Origin of the sequence: Salinimicrobium catena, from assembly GCF_900102915.1 — a bacterium.
GTDB classification, from domain to species: domain Bacteria; phylum Bacteroidota; class Bacteroidia; order Flavobacteriales; family Flavobacteriaceae; genus Salinimicrobium; species Salinimicrobium catena.
This window is the reverse complement of record NZ_FNGG01000001.1, coordinates 58301-79126: the sequence shown is the minus strand read 5'-3', so window position 1 is coordinate 79126 and position 20826 is coordinate 58301. Positions and strand designations below refer to the sequence as shown.

22 protein-coding genes are annotated in these 20826 nt (G+C 44.0%); 11 read left to right on the top strand and 11 right to left on the bottom strand.

All coding sequences use genetic code 11. The features are described from left to right. Positions 1–5 precede the first annotated feature (5 nt). The gene (tsaB, locus tag BLS64_RS00375) at positions 6–668 is read left to right on the top strand and encodes a tRNA (adenosine(37)-N6)-threonylcarbamoyltransferase complex dimerization subunit type 1 TsaB (protein WP_093110630.1); all 663 of its coding nucleotides are present in this window, start codon (positions 6–8) and stop codon (positions 666–668) included. 79 nt (positions 669–747) lie between these two features. Here the strand turns inward: tsaB and BLS64_RS00370 are convergent, their stop codons facing one another. The 11 genes from BLS64_RS00370 to BLS64_RS00320 all read right to left on the bottom strand — a co-directional run bounded on the left by BLS64_RS00370 (position 748) and on the right by BLS64_RS00320 (position 11103). Then, positions 748–1605 carry a mechanosensitive ion channel family protein gene (locus tag BLS64_RS00370; RefSeq protein ID WP_093112185.1) on the bottom strand — a complete coding sequence of 286 codons (858 nt, stop codon included), beginning with the start codon at positions 1603–1605 and terminating at the stop codon, positions 748–750. Positions 1606–1748: 143 nt separating this feature from the next. Continuing rightward, complete coding sequence (locus tag BLS64_RS00365) at positions 1749–1952, bottom strand: dodecin family protein (protein WP_093110628.1); 204 nt, start codon at positions 1950–1952, stop codon at positions 1749–1751. A 176-nt stretch (positions 1953–2128) separates the two neighbouring features. Then, complete coding sequence (locus tag BLS64_RS00360) at positions 2129–3037, bottom strand: NifU family protein (RefSeq protein ID WP_093110626.1); 909 nt, start codon at positions 3035–3037, stop codon at positions 2129–2131. A 68-nt stretch (positions 3038–3105) separates the two neighbouring features. Next, positions 3106–3894: a glutamate racemase gene (gene murI / locus BLS64_RS00355; RefSeq protein WP_093110624.1), complete on the bottom strand. Its 789-nt coding sequence runs from the start codon at positions 3892–3894 to the stop codon at positions 3106–3108. Positions 3895–3963: 69 nt separating this feature from the next. Then, positions 3964–4473 (bottom strand): OmpH family outer membrane protein, encoded by a 510-nt coding sequence (locus tag BLS64_RS00350; RefSeq protein WP_093110622.1) that lies wholly within the window; start codon positions 4471–4473, stop codon positions 3964–3966. Between the two features lie 64 nt (positions 4474–4537). Continuing rightward, positions 4538–5341, bottom strand: coding sequence for an OmpH family outer membrane protein (locus BLS64_RS00345; protein ID WP_093110620.1), 804 nt, complete (start codon positions 5339–5341; stop codon positions 4538–4540). Positions 5342–5374: 33 nt separating this feature from the next. Next, the gene (gene bamA / locus BLS64_RS00340; protein ID WP_245693345.1) at positions 5375–8029 is read right to left on the bottom strand and encodes an outer membrane protein assembly factor BamA; all 2655 of its coding nucleotides are present in this window, start codon (positions 8027–8029) and stop codon (positions 5375–5377) included. Then, positions 8001–8741: an isoprenyl transferase gene (locus tag BLS64_RS00335; RefSeq protein WP_093110618.1), complete on the bottom strand. Its 741-nt coding sequence runs from the start codon at positions 8739–8741 to the stop codon at positions 8001–8003. Before BLS64_RS00335 ends, bamA begins: the two co-directional genes overlap by 29 nt. A 1-nt stretch (position 8742) precedes the next feature. Continuing rightward, positions 8743–9456, bottom strand: a complete 714-nt coding sequence (porG, locus tag BLS64_RS00330) for a type IX secretion system protein PorG (RefSeq protein ID WP_093110616.1) — start codon at positions 9454–9456, stop codon at positions 8743–8745. A 95-nt stretch (positions 9457–9551) separates the two neighbouring features. Continuing rightward, positions 9552–10439, bottom strand: coding sequence for an NAD kinase (locus tag BLS64_RS00325; RefSeq protein WP_093110614.1), 888 nt, complete (start codon positions 10437–10439; stop codon positions 9552–9554). Positions 10440–10446: 7 nt separating this feature from the next. After that, positions 10447–11103: a CBS domain-containing protein gene (locus tag BLS64_RS00320; protein ID WP_093112181.1), complete on the bottom strand. Its 657-nt coding sequence runs from the start codon at positions 11101–11103 to the stop codon at positions 10447–10449. A gap of 88 nt (positions 11104–11191) precedes the next feature. Here BLS64_RS00320 and BLS64_RS00315 point away from each other — a divergent pair, with 88 nt between their 5' ends. From BLS64_RS00315 to BLS64_RS00270, 10 genes are all read left to right on the top strand, one after another. Further along, entirely contained in the window at positions 11192–11911 is a 720-nt protein-coding gene (locus BLS64_RS00315; protein ID WP_093110612.1) for a pyridoxine 5'-phosphate synthase, read from the top strand. After that, the gene (locus BLS64_RS00310) at positions 11908–12669 is read left to right on the top strand and encodes an alpha/beta fold hydrolase (protein ID WP_093110610.1); all 762 of its coding nucleotides are present in this window, start codon (positions 11908–11910) and stop codon (positions 12667–12669) included. The genes BLS64_RS00315 and BLS64_RS00310 overlap by 4 nt, the downstream gene beginning before the upstream one ends. A 112-nt stretch (positions 12670–12781) precedes the next feature. Then, on the top strand, positions 12782–14041 hold the full coding sequence (locus BLS64_RS00305; protein WP_093110608.1) for an OmpP1/FadL family transporter: 1260 nt from the start codon (positions 12782–12784) through the stop codon (positions 14039–14041). A gap of 17 nt (positions 14042–14058) precedes the next feature. Next, the gene (locus tag BLS64_RS00300; RefSeq protein ID WP_093110606.1) at positions 14059–15684 is read left to right on the top strand and encodes an SGNH/GDSL hydrolase family protein; all 1626 of its coding nucleotides are present in this window, start codon (positions 14059–14061) and stop codon (positions 15682–15684) included. Between the two features lie 90 nt (positions 15685–15774). Next, the gene (locus BLS64_RS00295) at positions 15775–16116 is read left to right on the top strand and encodes a phage holin family protein (protein WP_093110604.1); all 342 of its coding nucleotides are present in this window, start codon (positions 15775–15777) and stop codon (positions 16114–16116) included. An 85-nt stretch (positions 16117–16201) separates the two neighbouring features. Then, positions 16202–17524, top strand: coding sequence for a trigger factor (gene tig / locus BLS64_RS00290; protein WP_093110602.1), 1323 nt, complete (start codon positions 16202–16204; stop codon positions 17522–17524). Positions 17525–17653: 129 nt separating this feature from the next. Beyond that, positions 17654–18328 carry an ATP-dependent Clp endopeptidase proteolytic subunit ClpP gene (gene clpP, locus BLS64_RS00285; protein WP_093110600.1) on the top strand — a complete coding sequence of 225 codons (675 nt, stop codon included), beginning with the start codon at positions 17654–17656 and terminating at the stop codon, positions 18326–18328. A gap of 59 nt (positions 18329–18387) precedes the next feature. Further along, the gene (gene clpX / locus BLS64_RS00280; RefSeq protein WP_093110598.1) at positions 18388–19620 is read left to right on the top strand and encodes an ATP-dependent Clp protease ATP-binding subunit ClpX; all 1233 of its coding nucleotides are present in this window, start codon (positions 18388–18390) and stop codon (positions 19618–19620) included. 153 nt (positions 19621–19773) lie between these two features. Continuing rightward, a complete protein-coding gene (locus BLS64_RS00275) occupies positions 19774–20214 on the top strand; it encodes a VOC family protein (RefSeq protein WP_093110596.1) in 441 nt (146 codons plus the stop codon). A gap of 15 nt (positions 20215–20229) precedes the next feature. Beyond that, positions 20230–20802: a DinB family protein gene (locus tag BLS64_RS00270; protein ID WP_093110594.1), complete on the top strand. Its 573-nt coding sequence runs from the start codon at positions 20230–20232 to the stop codon at positions 20800–20802. Positions 20803–20826 lie beyond the last annotated feature (24 nt).

Sequence of the window (20826 nt, the reverse complement as noted above, 5' to 3'; positions counted from 1 at the left end):
GCATTTTGGACGTAATATTGAGTATTGAGACGGCTACCACGAACTGTTCGGTAGCTTTGGGAAAAGAAGGAAAATTACTGGCTTTAAAAGAAGACTATAACAATAACTATTCGCATGCAGAGCGGCTGCATAAATATATTGACGAAATTCTAAAAGAGAGTGGCCTAACTCCCGGCGATCTTTCCGCGGTGGCTGTAAGCAAAGGGCCCGGTTCCTATACCGGTCTTCGCATTGGGGTTTCGGCGGCAAAGGGATTGTGTTTTTCCCTGGACCTTCCGCTTATTTCCATTCCTACTTTAACCTCTTTGGCTTTGCAGGTTGATAAAAATGCGGGAGATTTCATCATCCCGCTATTAGATGCCCGCAGAATGGAAGTCTACACTGCCGGATTCACTTCAGGAATGGAAGCTGTTTTTGAGACCCGGGCGCAGGTGCTTGATGATACTTCTTTTCTGGAGTACCTTGAAAAAGGCAAAGTGACCTTTATTGGTAACGGGGTAGAAAAGTTCAAAAAAATCTGTAGCCATAAAAATGCCAGCTTTGTCGATGGGAAATTACCTTCGGCTGCCGAAATGGTAGTTATCGCTTCGGAAAAGTTCGCGAAAAAAGAATTTGAAGATGTGGCTTACTTCGAGCCGTATTATCTGAAAGATTTTATGGCAGGATAACTCCTGAAACTGAATAATACCAAAAAGCGCCGGCTTCATATCTTTGAGGCCGGCGCTTTTATATTTATCAAATTGTCTATTAAACCGATTTTTCCGTAGTCGCCTTTTCTTTGCTGTGATCAAAGAAATGCACATCCCGTTGCGGGAACGGAATGGATATACCGGCGGCCTCCAGCCTTCTTTTTCCTTCTTCTATGGTGTACCAGTGTCTGTCCCAGAAAACCTCATTACGGGCCCAGAATCGAACTGAGAGATTTACAGAACTGTCGGCAAGTTCGGTCACCACAACCGCGGGGGCAGGATCTTTTAAGATGTCTTCCTGTTCCTGAAGCAGGTCCAGCAAGGTTTGTTTGGCAACCTTAATATTGCTTTCATAGGAGATCCCAATGGTGATCGCGTCCCTTCTTGTGGCTTCGCCTGAATAATTCACCACGTTGGAGTTGGAAAGTTCCCCGTTTGGAATGACAGCGAGTTGATTTCCGAAAGTGTTCAATTTGGTATAGAACAGGGAGATCTCTTTTACACTGCCCGAAATTCCGTTCACTTCGATCCAGTCTCCAATTTTGAAGGGTTTGAGTCCAATAATGAGCACTCCTCCCGCGAAGTTTGAAAGGGATCCCTGTAAGGCAAGACCAATGGCAAGACCGGCAGCACCCAATACAGCGATGAAAGAAGTTGTTTCAACTCCAAGGGTCTCCACAACACTTACCAGCAAGAGTATGACTAAAGCCCATTTTGAGATGGTTGCCAGGAAGTTGGAAAGAGCCGGGTCATAATCCTTCTTTACAAAGAACTTTTTCATGTATTTGATCAACATCTTGATGAGCCACCAGCCAATGACCAGGTAAAGTATTGCCAGTAAAAGATCGGGTAAAAAACTGATGAACTGCCCGATATATTCTTCCGTAACATCTTTCAAGTTGTTAAATTCTTCCATAGAGTTTTTTTGAATTTTAAATGTTTCCACAAATAAAAACCCTTCTGAAAAGGTCATTTTAGAAGGATTTTTCTGAAAAGCGTAAGATAAAAAAAGCTCCTGAATCGCAGGAGCTTTAAGCTAACTAATTAAATTAATTTGGATCAGGCTTCTACCTCAAATGTGATCTTTACGATCACCCTGTAATCGGTTATGCTGTCGCCTGATACATTCGCGGTCTGATCTTTCACATAGACCGAACGAATATTTTTAACTGATTTGGCTGCCGTCTTCACAGCATTTTTAACGGCCTGCTCCCAACTCTGGTCGGAGTTTGCCATTATCTCTAAAACTTTCATTGTAGCCATAATTGGATGTTTTTGGTGTTTTTAATGCGGTTAACTTGCTTATTATCAAGTTACAAAATGAAAGCCTGGATGTTTTTTAAGAAACTGTTAAACCTTAGTTTTCAGGCGAATGCAAAAAAGAAAGGCTGAAAAGATCCTGCGATCTCTTCAGCCTTAAAAATTAGATTTTAGGAGGTTTATCCGTTGATGGCTTCTACTTTTTCCACGCGGCCCTGCATCATCTCTTTCAGCATGTTTTCGATCCCGTTCTTCAGCGTAAAGGTAGAAGAAGGACATCCGCTGCAGGCGCCCTGTAAGATCACTTTCACCAGCTTCTCATTGGCATCATAAGACTCGAACTGAATGTTTCCGCCGTCGCTGGCCACAGCCGGTTTAATATACTCATCGAGAATGGCGACGATCTCTTGTGAAGTATCATCCAGCTGAACTTCTTTGATCTCGACTTTTTCTGAAGCTGCTGCGGAAGAGGAATTCACATGATCATCTGTGATCACTTCTTTTCCCTGCTCCAAATATTCTCTGATGAACTCTCTTAATTCCGAAGTGATCTCTCCCCATTCGGCTATATCATATTTTGAAATGGAAATGTAATTATCATCCATAAAAACTTCCTTCACAAAAGGGAAATGGAAAAGGGCTTTTGCCAGGGGGGCGTTCTTGGCTTCATCAATATTTTTGAATTCCACCGACTGAAGTACGAGCTTCTTGTTGGCGACGAACTTCATTACAGTGGGATTCGGGGTGCTTTCCGCATAAACCGTTACCGGCACCTTTTGGTTCTCCTTTTCAGAAGGAGTTACCACGACACCGCCTTTGTTGAGGAAATCCTGTATGGTGTCAGCTATTTCCTGCTGCACGTCTTTCCAGTGCACGATGTTATATTTTTCCAGGGCCACGAAATTCTGAGCGATGTAAACCGTTTTTACGAACGGCAGATGAAAAAGCTGTTGGGCGAGGGGTGACCTTGCCGCTTCTTCAATGTTATGGAACTCAAAACTTTCGTGTTGGGTCAGGAATTTATTGGCCTCAAACTTAACTATGGTAGGTTTGGTGGTGGGCTGTATGGATATAGTGAATTCAGACATATCAAATTTTTTGCAAAATTACAAAATCAGATGGTTTTCAGTCGGATATTTAGAACGATTCTTACCTGTTAGAAATTCAGGTAAGAAACCTTAAGGTTTTCACCGGTTTCCGAAAGAAGATTTTTAAGAATTATAGGGTCGGCATTAGTGAAGAATTCCGGTGCGGCCTGTTGGCTTTCGGTCAAAAGATCGAGGCTCTGAAGCACCAGCTTTGTTTGTTTTGCCACCGCCATTCCCGAGTCGATAATGCTTACGTGATTAGGGAGGATTTTTTTCAGACTAGGAATGAGGTAAGGATAATGGCTGCAGCCCAGCACCAGGTAATCGATTCCGGCATCGAGCATGGGTCGGAGCAATTCGGCCAGCATGGCTTCCACCTGGACCGAATCTTTGTTGCCGCGTTCAATTTCCTGCACCAGTCCTTTTCCTACTACTTCAATGACCTTTATATCTTTTGAATAAAGATCTGATGTCCTGGCAAAAAGGGCACTGGAGAGGGTTCCTTTTGTTGCCAGGATACCTATGCTTTTTGTTTTTGTCTGAAGCGCAGCCGGCTTTATGGCGGGTTCTATCCCGATAAAAGGAACGTCGTAGGTCGATCTAAGGGTCTGGATGGAGTTGGTGGTCGCAGTATTGCAGGCCACTATGATAAGCTTGCAGCCCATATTCAACAATTTCTCGGTGTTCTTTATGCTGAGCCTGGTTATCTCTTCCGGTGATTTTTCACCATAAGGGGCGTTCGCGCTATCGGCAAGGTAGATGGTGTGCTCCAGGGGGAGCAGGCTATGCACCTCTTTCCAGATGGAAGTTCCGCCCACGCCGGAATCAAATATACCAATGGGACTGTCTTTGCTCATTGGTGTAAAAATAAAAACTGCGCATCAATGATGCGCAGTTTCCTGAAATTATTTTCTAAAGTTGGGTTCTTAGATTCCCAATTCCTTCTTGACGTCTGGCATTAGGTCATACCCGTCGGCCATGATCACTCCGGTTCCGGTAGTAGAATCAAGAACGTAGTCGTAACCTTTTGCACGAGCCACTTTTTGAATGGTAGTACGTGCTTTCTCCAATACAGGCTTTAAAAGCTCCATTTCTTTCTTCTGAAGTTCCTGCATCGCGTTTTGACGGTACTCTCCAATTGTTCTTTGGGTCTGCTGAAGTTCGGTTGCTCTTTTAGCGTTCTCTTCGTCAGTTTTAGTTTGCGCTTCAGCTTCATATCTCTTCATGGTACTCTGTGCTTCGGTAACCATATCCTTTATCTCAGTATCATACGTCTTCTGTAGTTTCTCCAACTGATTCATAGCTGCTTTATAGGAAGGCATTTGCTCGATCAACTCCTGGGTGGCGATGTGTGCCACTTTGGTTTGGGCGTTAGTAAATGAAGTTGCTCCTAAAATTAAGGCTACAGCTATTAAAAGGGTCTTGAATTGTTTCATTGTTAAAGTATTAATTGTTGATTTATAATTCCTGATTTATGGGGTGCCGTATATCCGGCTGATTTTAATTGTCGTCTTTTTTCTGTTCTCTTGCCTTGGCTATCGAATCTTTTTTACGTTGTCTTTCTTCCAGGATCTTGGCCCTTCTTTCTTCATAAGCCTTTTGCTTGGCCGTTCTGATGGAATCCCTCACTCTCATTCTTTCCTTTAAAAGGGCTTCTCTTTCCTGCTTTTTAGCCTCCTGTATCTTTTCCCTTTCGGTTACCGCTTCGCTTTGTTCCACGGTCTTTTCCTCATCTCTTATCAGTTCCTGCTTTTCTTTGCGGGTCTCCAGTTGCTCTCTTTTTGAGGCCCTGGTGATGCTGCGCAATACCTGATCGCTCACATCCAGACGATCTGCCGCGTATAGGGTGATCACATCTGCCGACTTATCAAAGATCAGGTCATAGTCCCTGTTCTTTGCTATTTCCTGAACCGCTACAAAAACCTGGTCCTGGATCGGCTTTACCAGCTGCATTTTTTGGATCATCAGGTCTCCTTTTGGACCAAACCTTTTTTGCTGGTAGTCCAGGATCTTTTGTTCTTCAAAAGCGATCTCTTCTTCCCGTTCTTCAATGAGCTCACTGGTCAAAAGTGGTTTTTCGTTTGCCAGGTCTTTTTTCATCTGATCTATCCGGCTAAGCTCGGTTTCGATCTCCTGTTTCCATTGCAGTACTTTCTTGTCCAATTGAGCTGATGCTTCCTGGTACTCCGGAACGTTTTCCAGGATGTACTCCATGTCTACATAACCAATTCTCACCGTTTGCTGTGCCTTTGCGGTGGAACCGGCAAAAATTAAAGCGAGGGCTACAAGAATTGATTTTTTCATATCTCAAGTGTTTATAGAAAATACCATGCCAAATTAGAATTGCTGTCCTATAATGAAGTGAGTCTCCCAGCCGTTAGCCTGTGTCTCACCCGGTACAGGGTCAAATCCATAACCAAAGTCTATCCCTAATAATCCGAAGGCTGGCATAAAGATACGAATCCCTGCGCCGGCAGATCGGTTCAGCTGAAACGGGTTGAAATTCTTGAACCCGTCAAAAGACGCACCTCCTTCAACAAAGGTAAGCGCATAAATAGAGGCAGTAGGTTTTAATGTGATGGGGTATCTTAACTCTAACGAATATTTGTTATAAATTGTTGCCCCGTCATTGTCTGTTGCCGTACTTAATGTTCCGCGGTCAACAGGAATAAGCGATTGGTTTGGATATCCTCTTAAGGCGATCGCTTCCCTTCCGTCAAGGCTATAGGTTCCTAGCCCGTCACCTCCAAGATAGAATCTTTCAAAAGGAGGAACTCCACGCTCATTGTTATAAGCTCCCAGGAATCCGAATTCCGTATGGGCTCTCATTACTAATTTATCATAAAGGTTTTCATACCAGGTACCGTTGAATTTGATCTTGTAGAATTCAAGCCATTTAAATTTCTCCTGATCGATCTTTGATTGATCGGGTACAGGATCTTCCCCGGCACGCAATGGTCTTCCCTGGCGATTGATCAGGATTCCAGCATCGTTTTGCAACTGGAACTCTCTCTGGTTACCAAGATTCCCATAGTCTGTATCGTTAAATAAGGAATATGGAGGGGTTAACTTGGCAATGATCTCAAACTTGGAGCCTCCCAGTGGGAAGATCGGGTTTGTGAAGGTGTTGTCCCGTGTAAGTCCTACTGTATAAGACAGGTTGTTGGAATATCCATCCCCAAATGTGAAAAGCCCTGTATTATAATTGCTCAGGTTGTAGTGCTGAAAAGCCACAGCATGAGACAGGGTGAAAAAGTCATCAGGCACAGTTAATCTTTTTGCAAGTCCCAAAGTAACTCCGGTGATAGAGAACTTCCTGTCCTTATCGGCCTCACGTCTTCTGTAGTCATAGAAATATTGCTCAGTGTGCTGGAAGGAAGTAGATAATCTCACCGGCTTCACACCGCCCCACCAGGGTTCAGAAAAGGAAAGGCTGTAGGTTTGATAGTAAGTACTGGCCTGAGCTCTCAAAGAAAGAGTTTGACCGTCTCCCATTGGCAATGGCTTATAGGCTTCCTTGTCAAAAATTCCAGCGAGGGAGAAGTTGTTAAAGGAAAGTCCCAAGGTTCCTACGAAACCTCCACCACCGTAACCTCCCTGAAGTTCGATCTGGCTCGCGCCACTTTCTACCACAGAATATTCAAGATCAAGAGTTCCGCTATTAGGGTCCACGTTCTTGAACTCAGGCTGTAGGTTCTCGGCATCAAAATATCCTAATTGCCCCAATTCCCTAATGGTTCTTACCACATCCTGTTTGCTGTATTTGTTCCCGGGCTTGGTTCTCATTTCACGGTAGATCACGTGATCTTTGGTCTTGTCGTTTCCAATGACATTGATCTCATTGAAGTAAGCTATCTTTCCTTCTCTTATCCTAATTTCAAAGTCAATAGTGTCATTGTACACCCTTGTTTCTACCGGGTTGATAGTCGAGAACAGGTACCCATTGTTCTGGTAAAGGTTGGTAAGATCGTTGGCATCGGGCTTGGTGGCGTCTGCGATCTGCTTTTCAAGCAATACTCCATTATAAACATCGCCTTTGTTGATCCCCAGTACTCGTGCAAGCTGAGCATCAGTATACACACTGTTTCCTATGAAGTCGATATTACCAAAATAATACTGGTTTCCTTCTTCAATGTTTATCCGAAGGGCAACATCATCAGCATCCTTTTTTATTAATGTATCGGACACAATTCGGGCATCGCGATATCCTTCTTTCTTGTAGGCCTTCAGGATGTTCTGCTTGTCTTCTTCGTAATCTTCTGGAATGTATTTAGACCTTTTCCAGAACCGGAAGAAGTTCTCCTCTTTGGTGTTCTTCATCTTCCGACGCAATTTAGCGTCAGAAATAGCTTCGTTTCCTACGATCTCAATATCTTCTACCTTCACGCGTTCTCCCTTGTCAATGTTAACCACCATGTTCACCTGGTTAGAGGCCACTGTATCTTCAACGGGAATAGTGTTTATGTGCACCTTGGTATTCAGGTAACCATCTTCACGGTAAGTGTTTTCGATATAATTTTTGGTGGTGGTAAGCAGGTTTTCGGTAACCTTGGCTCCCGGGGTGAGCTTGTTTTCCTTGATGAACTCTTCCTGGGCCTTCTTTTTTATACCTTGAAACTTCACCTGGGCCATGGTAGGAACTTCCTGTATCTCCAGTTCAAGGTTGGCGGTGTCGCCTTCAATGCTGGTCACGTAGATATTGATGTCGCTAAAAAGGCCAAGGTCCCAGAGTTTTTTAAGGACCTTACTTATCCGGTCTCCCGGAATGTAGATCTTTTCTCCTTTTTTTAACCCGGTGAACGCGATCACCGTCTGTTCATTGTAGGAAACCGTGCCGGTGACATCTATGTCTCCTATCGTGTATTCTTTGCCATTTGCAAGCGGCAGATCCTGGGCTGTGGTGGGGAAACTATAAAAAAGGCAGAAGGCCAAAAGTGCTATAATGTGTTTTGTTGTAATTGCACTAGCTAAGTTGCTCACTTGTTTTTCCAAATCTTCGTTCTCTGTTTTGATAATTATAGATGGCTTCAAATAGATCGTCTTTGCGATAATCTGGCCATAGTAATTCTGAAAAATATAATTCGGCATAAGCTATTTGCCACAAAAGGAAATTGCTTATGCGCTGTTCGCCGCTGGTTCTTATCAAAAGATCCACGTCTGGCAAATTTCGGGTGTAAAGATGCTCATTTATAACCGATTCATCAATAGCTTTTGATGAAATCTCGTTGTTTTTTACTTTTTCTGAAATTTCCCTGACCATATGGGTGAGTTCTTCCCTTGATCCGTAGCTTAAAGCCAGGGTGAGGGTCATACGGTCATTGTTGCTGGTTTTTTTGATCACTTCGGAAAGTTCGCTGTAAGCTTTTTTCGGAAGATTCTCCAGGCGGCCAATGGCATTCAGCCTGATGTTGTTGTCCTGAAGGGTCTTGATCTCCTTCTTAAGGCTGGATACCAGAAGCTTCATCAAAGTATCCACCTCCAGTTTAGGGCGGTTCCAGTTCTCTGTAGAAAAGGCATACAAAGTGAGATTTTTCACCCCTATTTCACTGCAGCCTTCCACTACTTCTCTTACGGCCTTGGTTCCTTTTTCGTGCCCCACAGCCCGCATCAATCCCTGCTTCTTTGCCCACCTTCCATTGCCGTCCATGATAATGGCAATGTGTTGGGGGAGGTTTTTGGGATCAATCTTTTCTTTAAAATTCATTCTAATATTCGTTGTAACATGATTTGGGTCCAAAATTCAATGTCAGGTAAACACCCGTAAAGATGTACCAATCGGTCGTGTTGCTGTTCCCAAAATCCTTGGAGCCGTAGCTGCCGTCAACTTCAGATGGCTGGCTGCCATCCAGGTTGTCTGTAAAGGTGTACCTTGCACCAATTTCAACACCTGCTGCCAAAAACGAGTTGAGGGTCTGTTTGTACCCAAAGACCATGGGAATGGAAAATTCCCAATTGTTCCCCGCTTCCAGCAATTCATTGTTGGCCGGATTGGTATAAGCATTATTCCTTAGCATAAAATGGTTGGCAAAGTAATAATTTATTCCCGTGTAAAGGTAAGGTGTGGCTTGATATTTATCAGAATGTAGGTCCCAGTCCCAAAAAGTGAATTCCAGCCCCAAAGATGCTTCGGTAATATTGTTGACAAAAGAGTAGCCTCTTTGCTGCCTTCTGGTGTCGTGAGACTTGGCGTCATCGGCCTTGATCTCAGCATACATAACAGAGAACCTGAGGGTGTGGCGGTGACTGCGATTCCATTTGAAGATGCCGCCAAAGACTGTGGTGTTCGGATTTATATAGGTAGAGTTGCCCACATCCCCAACATAGTTAGCGCCTCCTGCAAAGGGGCCTATTTCGAAATTCTGGGAATATGCCTGGTTTCCGCAAAAAAATAGTAAAACCATAACAACTGTATACCTCATGGGGTCGAAAGTTTGCAAATATAGCAAATATGTTTGCTCTTTAATAAATTAGCCTGCTGCGTTCTTCATTAACAGATTAAGAGGTTTTTTATTGTTTAATTGCGCCTGTCTTCTCCCCATAGAAGCTTTTTGCGAAGCGTGCGTAAAAAAGTGTCTCCGGTGAATTCTATCATTTTTATTTTGAAGGGGGCTTTCTCAATAATGACGGTAGTATTGTTCTTTAGGGAAGCGATGCGGGAGTCCATGGAAACCAGGTAGTCATCTTCTCTTCCCGAAACTTTTAGAACGATCTTGGTGTTGTCTTTAATGATAAGGGGGCGGGCGTTGAGGTTGTGAGGCGCTATAGGCGTAATGGCCAGGGCCTTGGTAGAGGGGGTGATCACTGGTCCGCCGCAGCTCAGGGAGTAGCCGGTTGAGCCGGTAGGGGTGGAGACAATGAGTCCGTCTGCCCAGTAGGCGGTGAGGTATTCATCATCCAGCCAGGTTTCGATAGTGATCATCGAGGTGGTGTTCTTTCGGCTGACGGCGATCTCATTGAGGGCAAAGTTGTTGTCGCAGAGATCTTTTTCCTCCGGTTCGGTTTTGATGCACAGCAAGGAGCGTTCAGAAATGCTGTATTCATTGTTCAGTATCCGTTCGATCGTGCTGCGGATCTCTTCCTTGTTCACGGTTGCTAGGAACCCAAGCCTTCCTGTGTTGATCCCGACGATAGGAATGTCAAGGTCGCGAATAAAGTTTACCGATTTGAGAATAGTACCGTCACCTCCAACGCTTATAAAAAGATCAAAAGACTCATCCAGCTCCTGAAAGGTACTGAACTGAGTAAACTCTTTTTCAATGGACTTGTTCTCGTCAATGAGCTGCAGAAATTCTTTTTCAATGCACACTTCGACATCTTTCCTGTCCAGTACATTCAAAAGTTCTTCAATGTAAAGTTCTGAATTGGCGTGGTAGAACTGCCCGTAAATCCCTACTTTCCTCATCCTGGCATTATATGTTTAAATATTTATCGAGGTAGCGGGAGCGGTCTCGTAGATCTGTTGAAAAACTGTCTTCTTCATGAGTAGAGACCACTTTATAGCCATATCTCCGGAAGGATTGCAGAATGGCGTTGAGCGGTGATTGTCCTATTTTGAGTGTTATCTGAGTCATGTCATTGTCCATACCGGACACGAATGCCCCCAACAGGTGAGCGCCGTTTGATTCCACGATCTGGCTGATCTCGCTAAAAGAGTAATCTTTATAACCTTTTTCAATGATAAGGATTCCGCCCGGATTGTTCAGAAAAGGAGCTTCGGTAAAAATATTCATGATATCATGAAGTTCCACGTAACCCAGGTAGTTGTTCTCCTCATCCAGGACTGGTAAGAGATTGGTATCATTCTTTGCGAAGGCATGCAATGTATCCAGCCAGTTGTCATGTGCGCGGGCGAAGAAACCTTCCAGCGCATATTGATATTCTTCAACGGGTTTTTCTGGGTCAAAGGAGCGGATGTCGTTTTCAGAAATACATCCAATATACTGGCCGTCATGCTGTATAGGGATATGGGAGTAGGTGAGCTCACTAAAAAGCGACTGAATTTCCCCGATGCTGTCGGTAACTCCAGGCATTTTAATGTCATTAATGATATACGGCTCAATGTTCATGGCTCCTCCTTTTTCCTGCAAATTAATTAAAATAAAGTACTTTTTTGCATCTTCAACTTTGTATTTTTGTTTGAAAATCTTGCTAAAAATGACAAAATTAAGCGTAAATATTAATAAGATCGCAACCCTGAGAAACTCACGCGGGGGAGATGTTCCCAATGTGGTGCAGGTGGCCAAAGATGTGCAAAAGTTTGGGGGGCAGGGCATAACCGTCCATCCAAGGCCCGATGAACGGCACATCAGGTATCAGGATGTATTCGATCTGAGGCCGGTGGTATATACTGAATTCAATATAGAAGGAAATCCTATAAAGCAATTTATTGACCTTGTTTTAAAGGCGCAGCCCGAACAGGTGACCCTGGTGCCCGATGCTGAAGATGCGATAACTTCCAACGCCGGCTGGGACACGATCAAGAACCGCGATTTTTTAAAGGAAGTGATCTCTGAATTTAAGAGAAATAACATTCGAACCTCCATTTTTGTAGACCCTGTGCCCAAAATGATCGAGGGAGCTGTGGAGACTGGTACAGACAGGATAGAGTTGTATACCGAAGAATATGCCAGTCAATTTGCCAAGGGCAATAAAGAAGCGGTACGTCCTTACGTGGAATGCGCTGAACTGGCCAATAAATTGGGATTAGGTATTAATGCGGGCCATGATCTTTCGCTTGAGAACATAGAGTTCTTCAAGAGGTCTATTTCCGGTCTTCTTGAAGTTTCTATTGGGCATGCCCTAATAGCAGAATCAATTTACCTGGGGCTGGAAAATGTGATACAACGATATTTAAAATTGTTAAAGGATTCATGAAGTTACACTCTACCATATTAGGAGAAGGAAAGCCCATGTTGATCCTTCACGGATTCCTGGGCATGAGCGATAACTGGAAGACTCTTGGTCGGCAGTTTGCCGAAGAAGGATACCAGGTGCATTTGATAGATCAGCGCAACCATGGGAGGAGCCCGCACAGTGATGAGTTTAATTACCTGCTGCTGGCTCGCGATGTAAAAGAATATTGCGATTCGCATCAGCTAAAGGATTGCGTCCTGCTGGGTCATTCCATGGGTGGGAAGGTGGCCATGTTGGCGGCTTCCCTGTTTCCTCATATTATCGAGAAGCTGATAGTGGTAGATATTGCTCCAAAATATTATGCGCCGCATCATCAGCAGATCCTGGAAGGTCTGCAGGCTGTAGATGAAGCTCACCTTCCTTCCCGGGGAGACGCAGAGGATCTGCTTGCAAAATATGTGAAAGAGGAGGGAGTTCGGCTTTTTCTGCTGAAGAACCTCTATTGGAAGACCAAAGGACAACTGGCTTTAAGAATGAATCTTGAGTCTCTGGTGAAAAATATCGAAGAAGTAGGGCAGGCTCTACCCAATGATGCTACTTATTCTAAACCTACTTTAATCATCAAAGGGGAGAGGTCTAACTACATCACGGCAGAAGATGAAAAAGATATTTTGAGTCATTTTCCCGTAGCGGAAATAGTCTCCATTCCCAATACCGGACACTGGGTACATGCTGAGGATAAAAAGGCGTTTTTCACAGCTGTAATGCAGTTCCTGTAAATAAACCGGCAATTTATTGTGCACGCATAATAAAAATCGCTTTATTCTTGCGTAATCCCCATTTTATGCTATTTTTGACCCATTATCCATACTTTAATCTACAATTGCAATTATGAGAAAATTTTTATTTCTGGCGGTATTTGCTTTGGCAAGTGCCGTGACTTATGCCGGCGGTTACCGCGTAAGTGTTCAGGGGCAGCGAGCCCTGGCGATGGGACACACAGGGGTGGCGGTCGTTAACAGTGCCGAATTAGGATTCTTTAACCCGTCCGGGTTAGTCTACCTTGAGAATAAACTTACAATATCGGCAGGGGCCAGTGCTATTTTTTCCGATGTGGCCTGGCAAAATCAGGAAACCGGGGATATAGCCCGCACAGACAACCCTGTTGGTACTCCTTTCTACATCAATGCGTCTTACAAATTAAGAGACTGGGTCTCTGTTGGTCTTAGTGTTTACACTCCTTACGGTAGTACGGTTGAGTGGGAGCAAGACTGGCCAGGATCACACCTCGTAAATAATATAGAGTTACAGGCAATTTATGTACAGCCTTTGGTTTCTGTAAAAGTGACCGACTTCCTTAGCCTTGGAGGTGGTCCTATCTTCGTGACCGGTGCCGTTAACTTTAACCGTAACCTTACCAGAACCCTTACCGATGAGGAGGGAAATCGTTCAAACGTAACTGTAGATGCTTCGGGAGTGAATGAATGGGGTTGGAGTGCGAGTGCCATGTTCGTGGCTAGTGATGATCTTAAGTTTGGGGTTAACTATCGTTCAGAGATCATGATGAATGCTGAAGGCGGTAGTGCAGATTTTGAAAACATTCCAAACTCTCCAATGACTCCGTTCCGTGATACCACGTTTGACGCCTCTTTGCCTTTGCCGGCAGAATTGACCGTTGGTGCCTCTTATCAGTTTGATGATAAATGGCTTTTTGCATTTGATTTTAATCGTACTTTCTGGGAAGTCTATAGGTCCTTAGATCTTGATTTTGCAGATCCGAATATCCCGGATTCCAAAAACCCACGTAATTACAAAGATTCCAATACCTGGAGATTTGGAGCACAGTATACTGCGACCGATAAACTGGTATTAAGAGCAGGGTATTATTATGATGAATCACCTGTACAGGAAGGGTATTTTGCCCCTGAAACTCCAAGAAATGATTCCATGGGCTTCACCGGCGGACTTTCTCTGGATGTCACCTCAAAACTGGCCATAGATGCTTCATTCGCATATATAAGATTTGATGAGGTTGATGCTACTTACAGCCCAGATCCACAGGAGTTTCCCGAATATCAGGGTGCTCCTTTTGGTGGAACCTATAAATCTGTGGCCTTTATTCCTGGCCTGGGTGTGACTTATAAACTTTAATAAAAGATTTCTATACAATGAAAAATTATATAAAATACATCGGAATTCTTGCTTTGGGAATGGTTGCCTGTGAGCCGGAATTCGAAAATCCGGTAGACGCGAATGACGCGTATACAAGCGGGGAAGCAGATTTCTCTAATTTTGTGGCAATAGGGAATTCCATTACCTCAGGGTATGCAGACAATGCTTTGTACATAAGTGCACAAGAAGCATCTTATCCCAACATCATGGCACAGCAATTCGCTAAAGTTGGTGGGGGAGATTTCACCCAGCCTTTAATGGCCGATAACTATGGAGGATTTTTAATTGCGGGTGAACAAAGAGCCAATACCCGATTGGTTTTAGCCTTCGACAACGAGGGAAATCCAATGCCTAAAAATCTTAATGAAACTCCCACAACTGAAATTACAAACGTACTTTCGGGTCCCTTTAATAATATGGGGGTGCCTGGGATGAAGAGTTTTCATTTATTTGCTGAAGGTTATGGAAATGCCGCCAATCTGGAAGCAGGAACTGCAAACCCATATTTCGTTCGTTTCGCTTCTGCTCCTAATGCCACTATCCTTGGAGATGCCGTGGCACAAAACCCAACCTTCTTCAGTCTATGGATAGGAAAGAACGATATCTTGAGTTTTGCTACTTCTGGAGGTACAGGAATTGCTCAAACAGGAAATTTAGATGCTTCTTCTTACGATTCTGATGATATTACAGACTCACAGTTGTTCGCAGGAGTATATTCTCAGGTTGTAGATGCTCTTATAGCTGCCGGTGCCGAAGAAGGCGTGGTGAATGCTGTACCCGATGTTACTGTTGCGCCATTCTTTACCCGTGTGCCCTATGCACCATTAGATCCCACAAATCCTGAGTTTGGACCTATGATCCCAACTTTGAATGCTTCTTTTGCAGGTCTTAATCAGATCATTTCAGCAGTAAGAAATACTCAAGAGTTCGACGCAGAAGGGAATAAGATCGCTGATACTGAGTTCACTATAGAATTTGATCCGGCAGGAGCAAGTCCATTAGTGATAAAGGATGAGTCTTTAACTGACATATCAGCCCAGATCAAGGGCGCTTTGATGCAGGCTGGTTATCCAGAAGCTGTTGCTGAGCAGTATGGTCAGCAATATGGTCAGGTTCGGCAGGCGACTCCAGGAGATCGTGTTCTGTTAACCAGTGCCAGTGCAATTTCAGAAATAGATATGGAAGTCTTAGCAGCATGGATGGCTGTAGGATTGTCACAGGAAGAAGCTGGACAATTATCTGTTAGGGGTATTACCCTTCCTATGGCCGACCGGTATGTGCTTACTACTGATGAAGTGGAGATCTTAAATACTGCTCGCACTCAATTCAACACTGCGATTCAGGGAATAGCCCAATCAAAAGGATTGGCTTATGTAGATGTGAATGAGATCATCCAGGAGCTTGCTTCTGGAGGAATTCCATATGATGAAGGTACGCTTACCGCAGAATTTGCGACTGGAGGTGCTTTTTCTCTTGACGGGATCCACCTTACTCCGCGGGCTTCAGCATTGCTTGCTAACCGCATGATCGATGCGATCAATGAAACTTATGGTGCCACTGTGCCTAAAGTTAATATTAGCAACTACGGAACAATTACTGTGAGTAACAATGTTGCCCAGTAGGTTCCTACAAAATTGAAATTAGAAAACGCCGGAAATTTTTTCCGGCGTTTTTATTTTGAAAGTGTATCTTAGGGTTAAAATCTAACCAAAATGATCTTTATTCTTCGCATACTCCTTACCGCTGTAGTAGTGGTTTTCCTGGCCAAATTCCTACCCGGTGTGACAGTTGCCGGTTATCTTACCGCCATTATTGTGGCCCTGGTGCTGGCTTTGCTCAACCTTATTGTTAAGCCAATTCTTATTCTTTTCACCCTGCCGGTTACCATTCTCACTTTCGGTCTTTTTCTCATTGTTATCAATGCCATTATCATCCTCCTGGCAGATGCCTTTGTGGACGGATTTGATGTATCGGGATTCTGGATCGCGGTGTTGTTCAGTATTCTGCTGTCCATTTTCCAATCTCTTCTTTTCTCTTTGGCTGAAAGGAAATAAAGCCTTCTGAATTTCAGGAAATTGAAACTTTGCTTGCTCTTAAAAAAGTTGTACTTTTGCAAACCAATTTTTATAAGAGTTTATAATGAATATAACGAGAGAGAACATTGATGAACTTAATGCGGTAGTAAAGGTTGACATAGCCAAAGAAGACTACAGCAGCAAAGTTGAAAAGGTTTTAAAAGACTACCGGAAGAATGCCAATATTCCCGGTTTCAGGAAAGGGCACGTGCCTATGGGGATGGTGAAGAAGCAGTACGGAAAGGCAGTATTGGTAGACGAAGTGAACAAGTTGCTTCAGGATGCCCTTAATAAGTACCTTACCGAAGAAAAACTGGATGTTCTTGGAAATCCGTTACCTAAAGAGCAGGAAAACTTCGACTGGGATAGCGAAACCTATACCTTCGAATTCGAACTTGGGCTTTCTCCGCAATTCGAAGTAAGCCTTGATAACAAAGAACCTATCACCCATTACAAGATCGTGGCCGGTGATGAGATGATCGAGAACCAGGTTAAGACCATTCAAAAGCAGTACGGGAAACTGGTTTCCAAAGAAACTGCCGAAGAAGGTGACCAGGTGACCGGTACTTTCAAAAATGAAGAAGAAGGGATCGATGCCAGAGCAACCCTTCCGCTAGATAAGATCAAAGGAAAGAAGAACAAAGACAAGTTCATTGGGGCAAAAGCCGGAGACGTGATCAAACTCAAGACCAAAGGTCTTTTTGAGGACGAGCACGATCTTATGGAGTTCCTTCAAGTGGAGCATGACAAGGCGCATGACCTTGATGTTGAGGTTGAATTCACTGTTTCTGAAGTGAATCAGCAAGAATTGGCAGACCTTGACCAGGAATTGTTCGATAAGCTCTTCGGAAAAGGAGAAGTTACTTCGGTTACCGAACTTAAGGAAAAGATCAAGGAAGATGCGGCCAAGCAGTTCGAGCAGCAAAGCGACCAGCAGTTGCTTAACGATGTGACCGAAATGTTGATCGAAAACACCTCTTTTGACCTTCCGAAGGAATTCCTTCAGAAGTGGATCCAGACTGCCGGAGAAAAAGAACTTTCCGCAGAAGAGGCTAAAGAAGAATATGAAAAAAGCGAAAAAGGGCTTCGTTTCCAGTTGATCGAAGGAAAACTGATCGCCGAGCATGACCTGCAGGTGAAATTCGAAGATCTTAAAGCTTTCGCTAAAGAAAGGATCAAGGAGCAAATGGCGCAGTTTGGCCAGATGAACCCTGATGATAAAGAGCTTGACGATATCGCAGCACGTATTTTGTCCCGTCAGGATGAAGTGAAGCGTTTGTCTGAGCAATTGATGAACCAGAAGTTACTTGAGCTCTATAAGGAGAAGGTAAACCTTAAGGAGAAAGAGGTAACGTATGAAGAATTTGTTAAAGAGGTTTATCAATAGAACTTTTCTAAATTAATAGTTATCTTTAAGGGCGTTATTCCGGTTCTACAGGAATAACGCCTTTTTTGGCAATTAAAACAGCTGCCTGAAAGCGGCATGAACAACAAAAAACAGAAAAACATTTTTTAAATGGATTACGGAAAAGAATTCGAAAAATATGCTACCAAGCATCACGGGATCAACTCCAATTATTACAACCAGATAATTAGCAGCATGAACCCGCTGGGAATGACCCCCAACATCATTGAAGAAAGGCAGATGAACATTGCTATTTTTGATGTTTTCTCAAGATTGATGATGGACCGTATCATCTTCCTGGGAACGGCCATTAACGATCAGGTAGCCAATATTATTCAGGCACAGTTGTTGTTTTTAGAAAGCACAGATGCCTCCAAAGACATCCAGATATATATCAACTCACCGGGAGGAAGCGTTTACGCAGGTCTCGGGATCTATGATACCATGCAGTTCATAAAACCCGATGTTGCCACTATTTGTACAGGGATGGCCGCCTCTATGGGAGCCGTTCTTTTGTGTGCCGGTGAAAAAGGAAAAAGAAGCGGTCTGCCGCATTCAAGAGTGATGATCCACCAGCCTTTAGGCGGAGCTCAGGGCCAGGCCAGTGACATTGAGATCACAGCCCGTGAGATCCTTACCCTAAAAAAGGAACTGTATGAGATCATCGCCAAGCACTCGGGTCAGCCTTATGAGAAGATCGAGGAAGATAGTGACCGTGATTACTGGATGAAGGCAGATAAGGCTTTGGAATACGGAATGATAGATGAAATTTTAACGAGGTCCTAAAGAGCCTTTTTAAAGAATGAAAGAGATAGTCTCCTAAGGGAGACAACAATAAAAAAGTTATGGCAAAAGAAGAATTAGAATGTTCCTTTTGTGGAAGGAAAAAACCTGAAACCAACCTGCTCATCGCCGGGCTGGACGCGCATATTTGCGACCGCTGCATTGAACAGGCTCATGGTATCGTTATCGAAGAGTCAAAACAGGAAGGTACTAGTGAGCTCTCTTCAGAATTAAAACTGCGGAAGCCACAGGCGATAAAGGCCTTTTTGGACCAGTACGTGATTGGGCAGGAGCACACCAAAAAAGTGCTTTCGGTGGCGGTCTATAATCACTACAAAAGGCTGCTGCAGCCCGTTAGCGATGAGGATATCGAGATCCAGAAGAGTAACATCATTATGGTGGGGGAGACCGGAACCGGGAAGACCCTCATGGCAAAGACCATCGCCAAGATGCTGAACGTTCCTTTGGCGATCGTGGATGCTACCGTTTTGACCGAAGCCGGTTACGTGGGAGAAGATGTGGAAAGCATCCTTACCCGTTTACTTCAGGCAGCCGACTACAACCTGGAAAAGGCTCAGCACGGGATCGTGTTCATTGACGAAATAGACAAGATCGCACGTAAGAGCGACAATCCTTCCATTACCCGGGATGTTTCGGGAGAAGGGGTGCAGCAGGCATTGCTAAAGCTTCTGGAAGGAACCACGGTGAACGTACCGCCCAAAGGAGGTAGAAAGCATCCCGACCAGAAGTTCATAGAAGTGGATACCGAAAATATACTTTTCGTGACCGGAGGGGCTTTTGACGGCATCGAAAGAAATATCAGTAAAAGACTGAACATGCAGGCCGTTGGGTTTAGCGCTTCTAAAAGCGATGATGCCATTGAGAGAGAGAACCTTCTCAAGTATATCATTCCAAAAGATCTTAAGGACTTTGGATTGATCCCCGAGATCATTGGGCGTCTTCCGGTGCTAACCCATATGAACCCGCTTGACAAGAAAACCCTACGCTCTATACTTACCGAGCCCAAAAATGCCATTATCAAGCAGTATCAAAAACTGTTCGAGATGGACGATATTGACTTCACCATTACCGATGAGGCTTTGGATTATATCGTGGAGAAGGCGATAGAGTACAAACTGGGGGCAAGAGGACTGCGTTCCTTGTGTGAAGCCATCCTTACCGATGCGATGTTCGAAATGCCAGAGAGCAAGAGCAACAGCCTGGAGGTTACCAGGGAATATGCCGAAGAGAAACTGGATAAATCCGGTATCAAGCGATTAAAGGCGGTTTCCTGATCTGGGATTTGATAATAGAATAAATGAACCCTTCGCCTGGCGGAGGGTTTTTTGTTGCACGAAATTTTCTTCATTTTTTTTCTGAATTTTTTCCGCTAATTCAATTTAAAATGTAAATTAGATAGGATGTAAAGAATTGAAATTCAGTTAAAAATGGAAAAATTAAATCCCTACTTGACTTTTCCAGGAAATTGCGAGGAAGCTTTTAACTTCTATAGATCAGTTTTTGGAGGAGAGTTCCTGTCAGTTGGCAGGTTCTCTGACATGCAATCTGATGAAGGAGTGATCGTACCTGAATATAAGATGAACAAGATCACTCACATTGCTTTGCCCATTGGTGAACAGACCATTCTTATGGGAAGCGATTCAGACGATGACTGGAGCCCGGCTTTGGTTGCCGGTAATAACATAACTCTTTCTATCACTGCAAAGACAAAGGAAGATGCAGACCGCTTTTTTGAAACGCTCTCAGGAGAAGGAAAGATCATTTTGCAGATAGGAGATGTGTTCTGGGGCAGTTACTACGGAATGTGCACCGATAAATACGGGGTAAACTGGGCAGTTTCTTATGAAAAAAAGGAGACCGATACTTAAACGGTCTTTCTAATTATGAAAATATCATCTCTGGAGCTCCTTGGAGATCTCACATCCCGTACCCGGCAACATATTGCCATTGCCGAAGAGCTGAATAAAAGATCCTACACAGACCTTATACAACGGCCGACACCCGGTAGCTGGAATGCGCTGGAGTGTCTCGAGCATCTCAATCTTTACGGGGAATTTTATCTTCCCGAAATCGAAAAGCAGATCAGGAAAAGCGACTATCCTCCCCAGGCACTGTTCAAAAGCCGATTTTTGGGGAATTATTTCGCTGAGAGCATGCTGCCGAAGGAAAAACTGAACAGGATGAAAACCTTTGCCGACAAGGATCCCATTGGTGCAGATCTGGATTCTGAGGTGATCTCGGAATTCATAAAACAACAACATCAAATGCTGGAACTGCTACGGGCGGCGGAAAAAGTGGATCTCGTAAAGACTAAGGTGCCAACAAGTATTTCTAAATTTATAAGGCTCAAGCTGGGCGATGCTTTTCGTGTGGTCATTTACCACAACCAGCGGCATCTACAGCAGGCGCAGTTGGCATTGAAAGTGCCACAGACAGAAGCCGGAAGTACCGTTTAGAAAACAAAAAGAGGCTGCTTAATT

Excerpts from the sequence above, each read along its gene's own strand:
- porG (WP_093110616.1), bottom strand. The coding sequence starts at position 9,456 with ATGAGGTATACAGTTGTTATGGTTTTACTATTTTTTTGCGGAAACCAG.
- BLS64_RS00350 (WP_093110622.1), bottom strand. The coding sequence starts at position 4,473 with ATGAAACAATTCAAGACCCTTTTAATAGCTGTAGCCTTAATTTTAGGA.
- BLS64_RS00300 (WP_093110606.1), top strand. The coding sequence starts at position 14,059 with ATGAAAAATTATATAAAATACATCGGAATTCTTGCTTTGGGAATGGTT.
- BLS64_RS00305 (WP_093110608.1), top strand. The coding sequence starts at position 12,782 with ATGAGAAAATTTTTATTTCTGGCGGTATTTGCTTTGGCAAGTGCCGTG.
- BLS64_RS00345 (WP_093110620.1), bottom strand. The coding sequence starts at position 5,341 with ATGAAAAAATCAATTCTTGTAGCCCTCGCTTTAATTTTTGCCGGTTCC.
- BLS64_RS00325 (WP_093110614.1), bottom strand. The coding sequence starts at position 10,439 with ATGAGGAAAGTAGGGATTTACGGGCAGTTCTACCACGCCAATTCAGAA.
- BLS64_RS00310 (WP_093110610.1), top strand. The coding sequence starts at position 11,908 with ATGAAGTTACACTCTACCATATTAGGAGAAGGAAAGCCCATGTTGATC.
- clpP (WP_093110600.1), top strand. The coding sequence starts at position 17,654 with ATGGATTACGGAAAAGAATTCGAAAAATATGCTACCAAGCATCACGGG.
- BLS64_RS00320 (WP_093112181.1), bottom strand. The coding sequence starts at position 11,103 with ATGAACATTGAGCCGTATATCATTAATGACATTAAAATGCCTGGAGTT.
- BLS64_RS00335 (WP_093110618.1), bottom strand. The coding sequence starts at position 8,741 with ATGAATTTTAAAGAAAAGATTGATCCCAAAAACCTCCCCCAACACATT.
- clpX (WP_093110598.1), top strand. The coding sequence starts at position 18,388 with ATGGCAAAAGAAGAATTAGAATGTTCCTTTTGTGGAAGGAAAAAACCT.
- BLS64_RS00360 (WP_093110626.1), bottom strand. The coding sequence starts at position 3,037 with ATGTCTGAATTCACTATATCCATACAGCCCACCACCAAACCTACCATA.
- BLS64_RS00275 (WP_093110596.1), top strand. The coding sequence starts at position 19,774 with ATGGAAAAATTAAATCCCTACTTGACTTTTCCAGGAAATTGCGAGGAA.
- BLS64_RS00315 (WP_093110612.1), top strand. The coding sequence starts at position 11,192 with ATGACAAAATTAAGCGTAAATATTAATAAGATCGCAACCCTGAGAAAC.
- tig (WP_093110602.1), top strand. The coding sequence starts at position 16,202 with ATGAATATAACGAGAGAGAACATTGATGAACTTAATGCGGTAGTAAAG.
- BLS64_RS00295 (WP_093110604.1), top strand. The coding sequence starts at position 15,775 with ATGATCTTTATTCTTCGCATACTCCTTACCGCTGTAGTAGTGGTTTTC.
- murI (WP_093110624.1), bottom strand. The coding sequence starts at position 3,894 with ATGAGCAAAGACAGTCCCATTGGTATATTTGATTCCGGCGTGGGCGGA.
- BLS64_RS00270 (WP_093110594.1), top strand. The coding sequence starts at position 20,230 with ATGAAAATATCATCTCTGGAGCTCCTTGGAGATCTCACATCCCGTACC.
- BLS64_RS00365 (WP_093110628.1), bottom strand. The coding sequence starts at position 1,952 with ATGGCTACAATGAAAGTTTTAGAGATAATGGCAAACTCCGACCAGAGT.
- BLS64_RS00370 (WP_093112185.1), bottom strand. The coding sequence starts at position 1,605 with ATGGAAGAATTTAACAACTTGAAAGATGTTACGGAAGAATATATCGGG.